At 44.5% G+C, this 14,899-nt stretch carries 13 protein-coding genes; 9 read left to right on the forward strand and 4 right to left on the reverse strand.

Annotated elements, in window-relative coordinates; all coding sequences use genetic code 11:
* Positions 1 to 113: 113 nt before the first annotated feature.
* A complete protein-coding gene (locus tag DK188_RS00345) occupies positions 114 to 1,214 on the forward strand; it encodes a vWA domain-containing protein (RefSeq protein ID WP_111668797.1) in 1,101 nt (366 codons plus the stop codon).
* A 2-nt stretch (positions 1,215 to 1,216) separates the two neighbouring features.
* On the forward strand, positions 1,217 to 2,737 hold the full coding sequence (locus DK188_RS00350; RefSeq protein ID WP_111668798.1) for a P-loop NTPase family protein: 1,521 nt from the start codon (positions 1,217 to 1,219) through the stop codon (positions 2,735 to 2,737).
* A 208-nt stretch (positions 2,738 to 2,945) separates the two neighbouring features.
* On the opposite strand, the gene DK188_RS00355 is transcribed toward DK188_RS00350, so the two are convergent.
* Entirely contained in the window at positions 2,946 to 3,305 is a 360-nt protein-coding gene (locus tag DK188_RS00355) for a DUF1304 domain-containing protein (RefSeq protein ID WP_111668799.1), read from the reverse strand.
* A 166-nt stretch (positions 3,306 to 3,471) separates the two neighbouring features.
* Here DK188_RS00355 and DK188_RS00360 point away from each other — a divergent pair, with 166 nt between their 5' ends.
* Positions 3,472 to 4,848, forward strand: a complete 1,377-nt coding sequence (locus DK188_RS00360; protein WP_111668800.1) for a methyltransferase RsmF C-terminal domain-like protein — start codon at positions 3,472 to 3,474, stop codon at positions 4,846 to 4,848.
* A 6-nt stretch (positions 4,849 to 4,854) separates the two neighbouring features.
* Here DK188_RS00360 and DK188_RS00365 read toward each other — a convergent pair whose 3' ends face one another.
* Positions 4,855 to 6,069 (reverse strand): hypothetical protein, encoded by a 1,215-nt coding sequence (locus DK188_RS00365; RefSeq protein WP_111668801.1) that lies wholly within the window; start codon positions 6,067 to 6,069, stop codon positions 4,855 to 4,857.
* Between the two features lie 112 nt (positions 6,070 to 6,181).
* On the opposite strand from DK188_RS00365, the gene DK188_RS00370 reads away from it, so the two are divergent.
* Complete coding sequence (locus tag DK188_RS00370) at positions 6,182 to 6,601, forward strand: YidH family protein (RefSeq protein ID WP_111668802.1); 420 nt, start codon at positions 6,182 to 6,184, stop codon at positions 6,599 to 6,601.
* A gap of 1 nt (position 6,602) precedes the next feature.
* Here DK188_RS00370 and DK188_RS00375 read toward each other — a convergent pair whose 3' ends face one another.
* The gene (locus tag DK188_RS00375; protein ID WP_111668803.1) at positions 6,603 to 7,721 is read right to left on the reverse strand and encodes a DmpA family aminopeptidase; all 1,119 of its coding nucleotides are present in this window, start codon (positions 7,719 to 7,721) and stop codon (positions 6,603 to 6,605) included.
* A gap of 107 nt (positions 7,722 to 7,828) precedes the next feature.
* Between DK188_RS00375 and nth the strand changes: the two genes are divergently transcribed.
* The 3 genes from nth to DK188_RS00390 are packed head-to-tail and all read left to right on the forward strand — an operon-like array spanning position 7,829 to position 11,492.
* Positions 7,829 to 8,497, forward strand: a complete 669-nt coding sequence (gene nth / locus DK188_RS00380) for an endonuclease III (RefSeq protein WP_111668804.1) — start codon at positions 7,829 to 7,831, stop codon at positions 8,495 to 8,497.
* A gap of 2 nt (positions 8,498 to 8,499) precedes the next feature.
* Positions 8,500 to 10,275, forward strand: a complete 1,776-nt coding sequence (asnB, locus tag DK188_RS00385) for an asparagine synthase (glutamine-hydrolyzing) (RefSeq protein ID WP_111668805.1) — start codon at positions 8,500 to 8,502, stop codon at positions 10,273 to 10,275.
* Positions 10,272 to 11,492, forward strand: coding sequence for a glycosyltransferase family 4 protein (locus DK188_RS00390; protein ID WP_111668806.1), 1,221 nt, complete (start codon positions 10,272 to 10,274; stop codon positions 11,490 to 11,492). The genes asnB and DK188_RS00390 overlap by 4 nt, the downstream gene beginning before the upstream one ends.
* Here the strand turns inward: DK188_RS00390 and gldB are convergent.
* Positions 11,455 to 12,471, reverse strand: coding sequence for a gliding motility lipoprotein GldB (gene gldB, locus DK188_RS00395; protein ID WP_111669356.1), 1,017 nt, complete (start codon positions 12,469 to 12,471; stop codon positions 11,455 to 11,457). The two genes, DK188_RS00390 and gldB, sit on opposite strands and share 38 nt — an antisense overlap.
* Positions 12,472 to 12,788: 317 nt before the next feature.
* Between gldB and DK188_RS00400 the strand changes: the two genes are divergently transcribed.
* Positions 12,789 to 13,748 carry a fasciclin domain-containing protein gene (locus DK188_RS00400; RefSeq protein ID WP_111668807.1) on the forward strand — a complete coding sequence of 320 codons (960 nt, stop codon included), beginning with the start codon at positions 12,789 to 12,791 and terminating at the stop codon, positions 13,746 to 13,748.
* A gap of 87 nt (positions 13,749 to 13,835) precedes the next feature.
* A complete protein-coding gene (locus tag DK188_RS00405; protein ID WP_111668808.1) occupies positions 13,836 to 14,840 on the forward strand; it encodes a radical SAM/SPASM domain-containing protein in 1,005 nt (334 codons plus the stop codon).
* Positions 14,841 to 14,899: the final 59 nt, after the last annotated feature.

The raw sequence follows: 14,899 nt of genomic DNA on the forward strand, positions 1-14,899 counted from the left end.
GCCTACCTATTTGTTAGACCTTGAGTGATAGCAAAATCACTCATCTAAACATCTTGACACCAGTTAATAGCTAATAAATCTTGTGTCTTGTATCTAATATCTAGCATCTATTTATGAAAGGCTTTCGCTTTACCCAATACATACCGCCACAGGATCCGGAAAAGAATACGTTTGAAAACCTGCTGAACATTTTTCTGCAGCTCGTCACCATGACCGGTGGCGATGTCGCAGAAGCTTTGAGTTGGCTGACCAACTTGGACAAGCGCTACAATATGACCAATCCCAACTACGGAATTGGCGACTTTATCGAGGATTTGAAATCGAAAGGTTACCTCACCGAGGAAAATCAAAAGGGCGAGTTTAAAATCACCGGAAAAGCAGAGCAAAACATCCGAAAAAATGCGCTGGAGGAGATTTTTGGCAAACTCAAGCGGGGCAAATCCGGTCAGCACAAAACCACCCATTCTGGCACGGGAGACGAGCGGGGAACCGACCGACGCGCTTTTGAATTTGGCGATAACCTCGACCAAATCGCTTTGACAGATTCACTCCGGAATGCTCAAGCCAACCATGGTTTTTCAGGCGATTACCTGCTTACCGAGGATGATCTGGAAGTCATGGAAAATGAAGTTCGGTCACAAACCTCCACGGTGCTGATGATCGATATTTCCCACTCGATGATTTTGTATGGAGAAGATCGGATCACTCCTGCCAAAAAAGTAGCGATGGCGCTCGCCGAACTCATAAAAACACGCTACCCAAAAGACACGCTTGACATCATTGTTTTTGGCAATGACGCTTGGCAGATCGAAATCAAAGATTTGCCTTACCTGCAAGTGGGACCCTATCACACCAACACCGTTGCTGGTCTCGAACTGGCCATGGATCTGCTTCGCCGGCGAAAAAATCCGAACAAGCAAATCTTCATGATCACCGACGGGAAGCCGACTTGTCTGAAAGTGGGGATCAAATACTACAAAAATGCTTTTGGGATAGACAGCAAAATCCTGGCAGAAACGCTGAAACTGGCGGCTCAATGCCGAAAGCTGAAAATTCCCGTGACTACTTTCATGATCGCTTCAGATCCTTATTTGAAGGAATTCGTCAAGGAATTCACCAAAGTCAACAATGGAAATGCCTATTACTCCAGCCTCAAAGGGCTCGGAGATTTAATTTTTGAAGATTACAGACGAAACCGAACCAAACGCTTCTAAGCATGGACTACCAAAAACTAACAGGTCACCAACTCTTGCAAATCAAAACCCTGGGCCAGCTCAAAGCTTCAGGATACTCTTCCAAATCCATCAAAGAAGAACTTCGCGATAATCTTATCTTGAAAATCAAGCGAAAAGAGGATGTCTTTGAAGGCATTTGGGGTTATGAAGACACCGTAATTCCAGACATCGAGCGAGCCATTCTTTCCCGTCACAACATCAACTTGCTGGGTCTTCGCGGTCAGGCTAAGACGCGAATTGCGCGTATGATGACTCATCTGCTGGACGAATATGTTCCTGTTGTTTTCGGTTCCGAACTCAACGATGATCCTTTGCAGCCGCTATCCACTTTTGCAAAAGATCTGATCGAAGAAAAAGGAGACGATACACCCATCATCTGGTGGCACCGGGAAGATCGCTACACGGAAAAGCTGGCAACTCCCGACGTTTCGGTGGCGGATCTGATCGGTGATGTGGACCCAATCAAGGCTGCGACCATGAAACTCAGCTATAACGATGAGCGGGTGATCCATTATGGATTGGTACCTAGATCTCACCGATCCATTTTTGTAATCAATGAATTGCCTGATTTGCAGGCAAGGATTCAGGTTGCCTTGTTCAATATTTTGCAGGAAGGTGACATTCAGATCAGAGGTTTCAAACTCAGATTGCCTCTGGATATTCAGTTCGTCTTTACTGCAAACCCGGAAGATTACACCAATCGAGGAAGTATCGTGACGCCTTTGAAAGATCGAATCGAGAGCCAAATCATTACTCACTACCCAAAATCGATAGAAATCGGTCGAAGGATCACTGCTCAGGAAGCCAATTTGAAAGGGAAACCAGTTGAAAATATCTATGTTCCGGAACTGATGAAAGACCTGATCGAGCAGATTGCGATCGAAGCGAGAGGTTCTGAGTTTGTGGATGAGAAAAGCGGTGTTTCGGCCCGATTGACTATTTCTGCTTATGAAAACCTGATTTCCGCAGCGGAAAGACGGCTCTATAAAAATGGTGAGTCCAACACGATGGTGCGAATTGCTGACTTGATTGGCGTGATTCCAGCGATCACAGGAAAAGTCGAATTGGTCTACGAAGGCGAACAGGAAGGCGCGGGTTTGGTTGCCTACAACTTGATTGGAAAAGCGATCCGAACCCAATTTATCAACTATTTTCCTTCACCGGAGCAAAGCAAAAAAGACAAAAAAGGCAATCCTTATGTACTGCCTTTGGCTTGGTTTGGGGAGGGAAATGTGCTGGATATCTTAGCATCTCAACCGGATAAGGAATACAAAAGCCTGCTTCACACCATACCGGGATTGGAAGACGTGGTCACCCAATTGGTGAAAAACTTACCTGAGAAAGAAAAGGAATTCTTTATGGAATTTGCGCTACACGGGCTGGCTGAATACTCTCAACTGAGCAAAAAACTACTGGACACCGGACTTCAGTTCAAGGACCTCTTCAGTTCGATGTTTGACATGAATGAAGAGGATGATTTCGAAGAAGACGATGATAACTAAGAAAGGGGCGAAAGCCTCTTTTTTTTGAGCTCACCGCAAAGGGTCAGCGTTTGCTAAGTTTTTATAAAGATAGATCTCGCCATTTTCCTTGAAAATCGAATTGACTAAGATCCTTTATTAAGTCTAGTTATATCGGAAATTCAGCTGTGTTGATCTGAGTAATCTGTGAGGAAAATTCTCTCCGCGTTCTCTGCGGCTCTGAGGAGGACTAAATCAAAACCAACAAAATCCCCAGCAGCGCTGGCAATCCCTGCACAAAGAAGATCTTTTTGCTCGCAGTGATTGCCCCATATATTCCAGCGATCAACACACAAGTCAGAAAAAACAAGGCTACTTTATCTGCCCAAACTGGATCAGAGATCACCAAGGACCAAACCAATCCTGCAACTAAAAATCCATTGTACAAGCCCTGATTTGCCGCCAAAGCTTTGGTCTTTGGAAACAATTCTGCAGGCATCTGTCGAAATATCTTCCGCCCTGTCGTCTCCCAAGCGAACATCTCAAACCATAAAAAATACAAGTGAAGTGCGGCTACCAGGCCAGTGACGATGTTTGTGAGAAGTTCCATTTGGTCTCGAGTTTTATTTTAAGTTACAGATTTTAGAGTAGGCGGTGGCAGTTTTCAGTAGGCAAAAATAGATTTTACACTCCAGAACAGCGCAAGTTTAGATTTCATACTTTAGCTTTCTGACTTCTCTTCCTGTCTACTGCGACTGAATACTTACCTTTGTCCTATGTCCGATATCCAGCTGCCGATTGCCTTCGAATCTCAGATGATTTCTATTTTGGGGAAAGAAGAATTCGACAAGTTCAAAGCCGCAGTCAATCAATCCCCTCGCACATCCATTCGCTTGAATCCTGGCAAGCGGTTTACTCCAAGCTGGCCAATTTCACCCATTCCTTGGACAGAAAATGGGTTTTTCCTCGAAGAGCGACCTAGCTTCACACTCGATCCGGCATTTCAGGCGGGAGCGTATTACGTGCAGGAAGCCTCCTCCATGTTTATAGAGCATGTCTTGAAAAGCCTACAGATTCCCAAAGGAATTTACCTCGATTTAGCCGCAGCACCTGGCGGAAAAAGCACCTTACTTTCTACCTATTTAGGTGATGAAGGCATCGTTATAGCAAATGAAGTCATCCAATCCCGAGCTCAAATCCTAAAAGAAAATGCCATCAAATGGGGCTTGGGCAATATCATTGTGACCAATAATGACCCAGACCATTTTGAGCCCTTGGAAGGTTTTTTTGACCTCGTTTTGGTAGATGCCCCATGCTCCGGTGAAGGAATGTTTCGAAAAGATCCCCAAGCACGGGAAGAATGGTCGCCAGATCATGTCCTGCTCTGCTCTTCCCGCCAAAAGCGAATCATGGACAAAGCCGGCGCTTTGGTCAAAGGGGGAGGATATTTGATTTACTCCACCTGCACGTTCAATGAGCAGGAAAATGAGGAAATGATCCAATTTCTTACCGAAGAATTCGCTTTCGAACCTGTTCAAATTCCCCTCGATCCAAGTTGGAACATCATAGAATCAAAAGTTGAAACACCTGACGGCACTTTCTTCGGTTATCGATTTTTTCCGCATAAGGTAGAAGGAGAAGGCTTTTTTATCACCATTCTTAAGCGTCCTGATTCTGCTTCCACCCAAGAACCTGGGAAGATTAAAGACTTCAAGCATCCCGTGCTAAAATCCATCAATGAACGCGAAGAAATTGCCTTTGATTCAGAATTAGGCTTTGAAGGGAAAGGAAAATACTACAGCCTCAATGACTCAATTTTTAGAATCGATCAGCAATTTTTCAGGCATTTTGAGCGGATTGCACTGCATTTGAGCTTGCGGTATTTTGGAGTGGAATTGGGTAAAAAACAGAAAAATGACTGGATTCCTTCGCACGAATGGGCCTTATCCACCTTGCCAAAAAATGGCTTCGCTTCTTTCGAAGTGGACCTAGCCCAAGCCTTGGATTTTCTCCGAAAAAACGATCAGGAAATCCCCGATCTGCCTATTGGTTGGGTGCTCATGACCTATCAAAACCTCCCACTTGGCTGGGTCAAAAATCTCGGAAACCGACTGAATAACTACTATCCTAAAGAGTGGAGGATCAGAATGTAGCTTTGGCTATTCCTTGATGAAATTAAATCTCGCCCAACGCTTTCTGTTTCGCAGTTCATTTCCTGTAAAAACAAAAGGTGGAATATAGACCAGTTTTTCAACACGGACCTCATGGATGCCTTTGGGAAGGTCGGCAATAGGAATAATTCCAAAAAAGGCTTTTTGACCAGTAATTCCTGAGGTAGTTAGCATCCACTTTTCGTTTGTTACCAAGGAGTCATTCAAAAAAATCAGATAAGTGTCTTCTACTTTTTCGAGTTTTTCCCAACCCAAGGTATCATTATCATTTGTGGACAAAAGCGTCTGTAAGCGAGGCAAATCTTGCTCATCTCTAGCATATTTTGCCAGATATAGATTCAGATTATCCCCACTCACTTTCATAGATTCAGTCCAAACTCTCGGAAACCGGACTTTCTCGGTATTGTATTCTTCGAAATAGCGGGATTGGTCGGGCCAATCATAAAATTCCTCATCTAGATTGGTCATCGGCTGAAAATAGGAAAATCCCTTCAAATCAGACAAAATAAACGGTATAGCAGCTACTACCAATCCCAATGAAACCCAAAGCATTGTCCATTTGCCTAAATGACTTGAGAAGACAGCCCCGATGGTTCCGTTCATACTGGTACCTATAAGGGACTTTAGCTTAAATTTTTTAAAAATCGAACCGATAATTAATACACCAAAAATGGAAAGGATAAAGAATAGGTAAACTATCTGAAAGTCTAAATTGAAAATCAAGTATATCCCGATAAGAAAAATAAGATAGGCAGTAATTGAAAAAATCGGAATCACTACGGACAGGGGATATCCATAGATCATACTGCACCATCGCTCCAAATTTAATAAATAGACTCGTGGGTGTGGGTATTCCAAGTCCTGAGAAAATTTGAACAGCTTACTTTTCAATACTCCTTCGGGAAATGCATAAGTAATTCCCAACATGCCTGCCCACATAAAACGAAGGAATAAATGAGTGATCAGAAATATCTTAAATACAGAAATGATCAAAGAAAAATAAATCAAGACCAAAAGCGCCGGGATATGCTCCAGCCCATAATCCTGGATCATAATAATGGAATAATCAAAAAGACTGGATGGAATGATGAATAAAACGGCTAAAGAAATACCTGATACAATCACCTCTGGCTCCCAGCTGTTTTTCTGGAGGTTTTCCAACCAGGTTAGGTCCTGTTGCTTTTTGATCTCTTCGTTTTCCATTGATATTTAATTCAACCCCCTAAAAATCAAGAGAAAATTTTAATATTATTTCAGAAATAGACAATAACTTTTACAAGACAGCAATCAGCAAGTATGAACCCTTCATCAATTCATGGAAATCATTCAAAAAGACAATTCTGAAAAAATTCCAGACTCCAAAAAAGGCAAAAAGGACCTTCAGATGGAGCGTATTCGGGCAGCATTTGAGCGGCTTCAACTAGCTTGGGTGAGAACCTCGCTCACCCTTCTGGCTATCGGAATCGGGGCCTATGAGTTTTTCTTCAATCGGCTCGAATCAGGCAAAAAACTCCTTTTCGAAGAGTTTACTGGAAGGGAAATGGCTTTGATTCTGTATGTTATTGCCATCCTAGTGATAATTCTTTCCCTGATACAACACTGGCAAAGCATGGCAAAACTTAAAAAAAGCTATGCTGGAAGCCGATATTCCATCGCCACTTTCCTTTCTGTTCTGATGCTTCTTTTAGGAATATTTCTTCTTGGAATGCTCCTTTGGAATTCATCCATTTCTTAATTCACTTCGAACCAATCCACTCCAAGACCTTTTCCTTTGGCAAAGCCTCCACTTTTCTTCCATCTTTTCCTTGCATAGTTTCTGCCGCAAAGAGTGAATTGACAATCGCCTCTTCTGTGGCTTCGATTACAGCAAGGAAAAGAGCAGTCATGTCGTCATTTCCAAGGTATTCAGCTTTTAAAAGTGATTGTGAAGGACTTGAATGTGGTACTCGCAAGTCTTCGGCAGTAGAGAAAGCAATCACATAATCTCCCGAGCCATTGGAGGCGATGCCTCCAGTTTTGGCCAAGCCCATCATGGCCCGCTGGGCCATTCGTTCGAGATTCCGCTCCAAAACTGGCGCATCGGTCGCAATCACAATCATGCAGCTTCCATCGGATTTTTCAAGTGCATCCTTGAAGGGATATTTTTCAAGTTTTTCACCTACTGGTACACCGGCGATTTGCAGATTTCCTCCAAAGTTGGTCTGAACCAACACGCCAACGGTATATCCTCTCAAACTTTCCGGGAGCTTTCGAGAGGAAGTTCCGATTCCTCCTTTCCAACCAAAGCACACCGTGCCCGTTCCGGCTCCTACATTTCCTTCTTCTACCTGACTTCCCTTGGCCTTTTCGATAGCTTGGATTACTTCATCAGAAGTGATATGCATTCCACGAATGTCATTGAGATACCCATCATTGGTTTCTCCTACGACCGCATTGACCGATTGGACTTGTTCATTGCCGGGCTGCGCCAAAGCGTATTTCACCACTCCCTCAATCCCCGCTGCTACACTCAAGGTATTGGTAAGAATGATAGGAGATTCCAGCGTGCCTAGGTCTTGGACTTGCGTGACACCAGCAAGCTTGCCAAAGCCATTGCCGACAAAAATCGCAGCAGGTACCTTCTCCTGAAAAAGATTTCCGCCATGCGGCAATATGGCAGTGACTCCTGTTCGGATGCTTTCTCCTTCGATCTTGGTGAAATGTCCAACCTTCAATCCTCCTACATCGGTGATCGCGTTGAGAGGCCCAGTAGGAAGGATTCCGAATGGAACCCCCAATTCTCGAGGTCGGGATTGTCCGTATATTTCTTGCGTCATAGAAGAGAGGATGAGATAGATGAAAATCAGGTAACGCATTAGGAGGAAAGTTTTGGACTAATTTCTCAATTTTCCATCCCGATGATTATCGGGACAATATTTCAATTATACCTATCTTAACGCCCCTTTCCAACTAGAACCTATTCATGCTCAAAAAACAGCGATACGAGGCATTCATCACTCATTTCTCTACCAATATGCCCATTGCGGAAACGGAACTACAGTATGAGAATCCATTTCAGCTATTGGTAGCGGTTGTACTGTCTGCACAGTGCACAGACAAGCGAGTGAATATTGTCACCCAGGAGCTTTTTAAGCATTTTCCCACAGCGGCACACCTAGCGGCCACACACTTTGATGAGCTTTTTCCCTACATCCGCTCCATTTCCTACCCAAACAATAAAACCAAACACCTGATCGGACTGGGCAAAATGCTGATCGAAGACTTTGGAGGAGAAGTACCCTCAACTGTAGAGGAACTTGTCAAGCTTCCTGGCGTGGGGCGTAAAACCGCAAATGTCATCACCTCAGTGGTCTGGAATCAGCCCAACATGGCTGTGGATACGCACGTTTTTCGGGTTTCCCGTAGACTTGGATTGGTCCCCTTGACTGCCAAGACTCCCTTGGAAGTCGAAAAACAACTGATCAAACACATTCCCAAACAGCACATTCACATCGCCCATCATTGGCTTATCCTACATGGTCGATACGTTTGCCTAGCAAGAAAACCAAAATGTGAGGAATGCACGCTCACGCATTTTTGCAAGTATTTTGAAAAAAATCAACTCAAACCAAGCAAGGAAGGGGAAAACTAACAATGTGTGGAATTCACCTCATCTGGGGAAAAGGAGCGAGTAAAGATTCTATCCAACGACTAGTGACCAGTTCGCAGCATCGGGGTCCGGATCAGGAGGCGATTTATTCGCCTTGGACGGGGCTTTGGGTGGGTGTCAATCGCCTTCAGATTTTACATCCGGGACCTGATGCAGACCAGCCTTTTTGGTCAGAGGATGGCAAAAGTCTGCTGCTATTCAACGGGGAAATTTACAACTTTCTGGAGTTGCGAAGCCTGCTCTCCAAAATGGGGATCGACTTTATTACCCAGTCCGATACCGAGGTTTTGCTTCATTACCTCCGCATTTTTGGAGCTAAGGGTCTGGAAAAGCTCAATGGCATGTTTGCCTTGATTTACATTGACCTGATCAATAAGTCCGTTCTCGTCGGTCGGGATAGAAACGGCGAAAAACCACTCTACTATGCCCAGAGTCCTGATAGTCTGATCATTTCTTCGGAGATCAGAGGGATAGCTGGGGCACGGGCACACTTGCCTGACTGGGCTCAGGTGGAGCATTACTTTTATTTTCGGGCACCATCTCCGGGCAAAACTTTCCATCGGGGCATCAGCGCTTGGAAACCCGGCCGATATAGCACCATTTTTCGGCACGATACCTTCAGATGGGATACCCTACCCGCTCCAGAACATCCCGAAGAAGCAATCTCGCAGGAGCTTTTTGGTAAAACACTGGAAAATGTGGTCCTTAATCAGTTTCATGCGGATGTACCCGTGGGGCTTTTGCTCAGTGGTGGTACAGACAGCAGCTTACTTTACAGTCTTTGGTACAAAAAGACGGGAACTCCCCTACCTACTTATACCATTCAGGTAGAAAAAAAGTACCGGTCAAAATACGCCGATGGAAATCATTCTATCCGCTTTGCGAAGCAAATCCCAACAGCACACCAGCTGATCGAAATCGACCAAAAAATCTTCCTGGAAAATTGGGATGAATACCTTCAAAGCGTCGACCTTCCCATTGGAGATTCAGCCGGCTTTTTGACATGGATGATTGGAAAAAAAGCCAAATCCGAAGTCAAAGTACTCATCTCCGGTGCAGGAGCAGATGAGCTTTGGGGTGGATACCAGCGCCACGCTGCATTTGAAAGATATTTGGACCAGCAGGCTTTTTGGAGCAAATGGGCTGAGTTTTTGGAGAAATTCCCCTTTGGATATCATTGGAAAAAATTCATGTCGGGAATTCGTCCAGACCCCAACCAAACCTTTCTGAACTTTTCTGCTCTGCAAAACCCACCCCTCGAACTCATCGGAGACTACGAACGGATATTCAATTCCAAGCTTCCCGAGTACAAGCGGATGCTTGATTTTGATCGGCAATGTTACCTAGTCCAGGATGTGCTCAAAGTTCACGACAACGCACTCATGGCGCATGGGATCGAAGGCCGGGCGCCCTATCTAGATTTGTCCATGGTAAAACTTTGGCAGCAAGTGAATGACCCTGAAATGCTGTCTGGGAAGCCTTGGATTAAACATATCCTGCGAGAAAATGACCTAGGCTGGGTAGCAGATCGACGAAAATTCGGTTTTGGCCTGCCTCTGAAAGAATGGCTGAGTGAAGGTGGCGAAGTTTCAAAAAGAATCTTTCATACGCTTAGGGTTTTTGACCAGAGTCATGGCCAAAACTTTTCTGCTCCAGTCAGACAACTCCTTCAAAATCCGGAATCGGGTGCAAAAACTCAATTCTTGACGGTATACAACCTGTTCCTTTTGGCAGAATGGGCGAAATTGCAGCGACTATGAGGTTGATCTATATCCATCAATATTTTCGAACACCCGATCAAGGCGGGGCAGTACGATCCTATCACTTGGCCAAAGGATTAGTTGATGCTGGGATTGGGGTGGAACTAATCACTGCACACGACGAAGCCCATTACGACCAACGCTGGATTGACGGGATTCGAGTCCACTATTTGCCGGTAAGCTACAATCAGAAATTCGGCTTTTTGAAGCGTATTTTGGCTTTTTGGCTCTTTGTAATCAAAGCAGAAAACTTGATCAAAAAGCTTCCCAGACCAGATTTGCTCTACATTACCTCCACTCCGCTCACCACTGGCTGGATTGGACTTTGGGCGAAGAAAAGGTTGGCTTTGCCCTATATTTTTGAAGTGCGGGACCTTTGGCCGGAAGCTCCCATTCAAGTAGGAGCAATTCGAAACCCTATGGCGAAGTCCTTGCTTTATAGATTTGAAAAGCGTGTGTATGACCAAGCTCTGAGTTTGGTGGCTCTTTCTCCTGGGATTGCAGCACATTTGAAAGCCACCAGTCCATTCCGGGAGGTCGCTTTGATCCCGAATTTCGCAGACTTGGACACTTTTTTTCCAAAAGAAAAAAATCTAAACCTGAGAAAATCACTACCCTTTTCCGATGGGTTGACCATTGCTTACACCGGTGCACTCGGCCAAGTCAATGCCGTAGAGGAGCTGCTGGATTTGGCTGAAATGGCCCAAAATCATAGAAAAAACTGGAATTTCTTGATCATGGGAGAGGGGAGCCGTAGTGAAAACTTGTGGGAAATCTCCCAGTCAAAGGGTCTTGCCAATGTCCGGTTCTTTCCCTTTGGTTCGAAAGAAAAAGTGAATGAAATCTTGAGTTTAGCCGATTTTGCCTGGATTTCTTTTGCTCATTTGCCCGTGTTGAAGACTAACAGCCCAAATAAGTTTTTTGATGCTTTGGCTGCTGGAAAGGCAATTTTGGTCAATCATAAAGGCTGGGTATATGACCTGATGAAAGCCCATCATCTTGGGATTTCTTGCCTTCCGGGCAAAATGAATTCTGCTTTTGCGAAGCTGGAAAAACTAGCCGAAAATCCAGCAGAAATGAATCGAATGGGCCGAAACGCCAGAAAATTGGCCGAGACCTATTTTTCAAAAGAGATTGCGATTGATCGGCTTCTCCACGTAATCAAGCCTCAACCACAATCTACTCAGGCCGACGAGGTCGGTATCCGGACTGCCTGAAAATCTTCTCAACATCAGACTCCATCATCAATACCGGCAAATCGAGATCCTGATTGAATCGGTAATCGTCCACAATATTCCATCCCAGCCAGCGACCCAATCTTCCGGGAGCTTTAGTGGAGATGGCATCTGTGAATGGAGCCTCCCCGATGTATTTTCGGATCTCAAAGGGGTTGGTTTCGTAGAGTAATTCATTTTCCACGAAATGCGCCCAGATGTACTCTTCATTGTCAAAGCACTCGGCAATTTCATCCGGAGTGTAGCCGATGATGTACTGATCCGAGGTGCATGGCATGATGGCCTTGACGAAATGATACGCTTTGCCGTAGTAGATCATCTCCGAAAGAAGCGTATTGTCCGCCGGATTGGTGATGTTGTATTTGGAAGATATCGCAAGGACAATCATCGGTACGAGGTACTCCTTTTCATAGCGGACTGCCATGTATCGGGCAATATCAGGCTGGAAGGTATGGTCTGCAGGTAGGAAGTAATCCAAACCTATCACGATCATTTCATCGGACACGATTAGGTCGGAGTTGAATCCTGAGACAAAGGTGTAGACTTTGGGGACCTGAAAGTCGGGGAAATAGTATTTGACTGCTTTGAAGGCAGTTTCGAGCTCCTTTTCAAGAGTGGTAATATCCGCAAATTCTAGGTTGACCGAATCATACAAAACCCGCAAGGCGGAATCCTGATGAACTTCAACAAGACTAGCGGCCAAGGATTCAGGGGATTCATAGAGTGATTCTTGCAAGAAATTTGATGCAAAATCAGGATACTTATCCAACAGAAACAGGTAATCCGCTGTAGTCTTAGCCCCAAAGAATTCATCTTCCAGACGGGTGATTTTTACCTCGAGATCCAGATCCAAAATGTCAGAATCGAGTGCACATGCATCTGGGTCCGATTTGCACGAGTAAAAGAATACCAGCACCGAAGTCAATGCCAAAAACAGGGATTTTTTAAGAAGTTGGTTCATGGGTTGAGCGCTATTCGATCCAAAGGTATAGAATTCCCGATAAAAGGGATTTTGATAGATTTTGTCCACACAATGTGGGGTTTTTAAACAGTCACCTGGAAATGAACGAACAAAAGCCTACTATTCATTCAAAAATAAGTTGAAAATCTAATCTACCATAACTGGTCGTTGATTGACTAATTGTGCCATTTTGTCCCTGAAAATTCTTTTCTTCCCAAATTTAATTTTGATCGTCTCGATTTTTTAAAAGTCACCAAATTCCCTTGCGCGGTTATTGATAAAATTTTTTCCAACAAATCAACTAACCCGTTTAACATATGAAAAACATGAAAAAATGGCATTCCGGCTATGTGGCCATGATTGCCGCATCAGTTTCTCTGATAGGATTCAGTGCGTGTCAGGATGACGAAGGCCCGATGATTCCCGAGCAAAATGTGGTCGAGCTTGCTGCTGAGGATCCCGACTTCAACACGCTTTCCACTGCAATTGAAGAGGCAGATTTGGTGACTACACTTTCCAGTGATGGTCCATTTACCGTTTTTGCTCCGACAGATGCTGCGTTCGGAAGCTTCCTGATCGACAATGACCTCACTGCTGAGGAGTTACTGGCAAGTTCCTCTTTAAGTGATATTCTCACCTATCATGTAGTCTCCGGTACTCGACTTTCCACAGACCTAGAGTCAGGTGCAGTGAGTTCTTTGGAAGGAACAAATTTTTACATCAGTGAGGATCCCACAGGTAACTTTTGGATCAATGGATCTGCACAAGTCACTGAAGCTGATATCCGTGCTAGCAATGGGGTGATCCATCAGCTTGACGGAGTAATTGTAAATCCAAGCCAAACTATAGCCGAAATCGCCGTAGAAGCTTCCGAGGCGACCAATCCAGAGTTTACTCAATTGGTCGCTGCGTTGAACAGAGTAGACTTGGTGGAAGAGGTAAATGGTGGTTCTTCAGATAATCTGACCGTTTTTGCACCTACAGATGCTGCCTTTGAGCAATTGTATGAGGATTTGGGAGTTTCAGGTTTGGAGGAGATTTCAGATGAGAATTTGACTTCCATACTGCTGTATCATGTCGTACCTGCCAGAGCTTTTTCACAAGATCTCAGACAGGATGCTAGCCTACCTACGCTGCTAGAGGGTGAAAATCTAACCGTGGACCTGGCAAATCTTCAGATCAACGAAAGTGGATTAATTTCAAATTCACTGAATATTCATGGGATAAATGGTGTGATTCATGCCATTGACCGCGTATTGATTCCTAGTGGATTGTAAGTAAATCCTGCATTAAAAAAGCCGCTTGCTACCAAAGACAAGCGGCTTTTTTGTGCTCAATTACTCAGGATTGGTTTACTTTAGGACGTGCAAAACAAGTGGATCACAGGACTGGCTTTTTTTAGATATCTGACTTTTCGGAAAGTTCTGAATTTACTTAAGCTCTGGTCCTCATTTCAAGTGAGTCAAATGCTTCAGAAACCCATCCTATGGGGATTGCCAACCACGCTCAGCATCGAGCCTACGACCAGTTGCAACCTTCGCTGTCCAGAGTGCCCATCTGGTTTGCGTTCTTTTTCCAGACCCACCGGCATGTTGCAGGAGAAACTTTTTGAGCAGGTCATTGATCAGGTCAAAGGCCACCTTTCCTGGCTTCATCTGTACTTTCAGGGCGAACCGTTTTTGAATCCTAGATTTTTGGAAATGGTACACTATGCGGATTCTAAGGGTATTTTCACCTCCACCTCCACCAACGCTCATTATCTTGGAGAAAAACAGGTGAAGGAAATTTTCAAGAGTGGCCTGAAGCAATTGATCGTCTCGATGGATGGAATCACGCAGGAAGTCTATGAAGCTTACAGAATAGGTGGGAATTTGGAAAAAGTACAGCAGGGACTTCAGCTCCTGATCGCTGAGCGGAAAAAAGCAGGACTACAGTTCCCCAGGATCGTACTTCAATTCTTGGTCACAGGACAAAATGAACATCAGATTCCGGCTCTGAAAACATGGGCAAAGGAACTGGAAGTAGATGAACTCCAGCTCAAGACCACTCAAATTTATGATTTCGAAAATGGATCGGATCTGATTCCAAAAGACTTGGGATACTCCAGATATGTACCTGTCGGAAATGGAAAATGGAAGCTGAAAAACCGGTTGGAAAACAAATGCTGGAGAATGTGGGAAGGCGCGGTAGTCACTTGGGATGGCAGAGTCGTTCCCTGCTGCTTTGATAAAGACGCCAAACATGTGATGGGTGAGCTAAAAAACGAATCCTTGAGCGGGATTTGGAATTCCCTTCCTTATTTGACTTTCAGAAAGCAGCTGCTCTCTGACCGAACCCAGATTGAGATTTGCAGGAATTGTACAGAGTAATCCTCTTCCTGTACAGCCTCAAGCCCAGTTTTTGGACCTATATTTGGTAGAATTAAGAA

It is taken from the genome of Algoriphagus litoralis, from assembly GCF_003259255.1.
GTDB lineage: Bacteria > Bacteroidota > Bacteroidia > Cytophagales > Cyclobacteriaceae > Algoriphagus > Algoriphagus litoralis.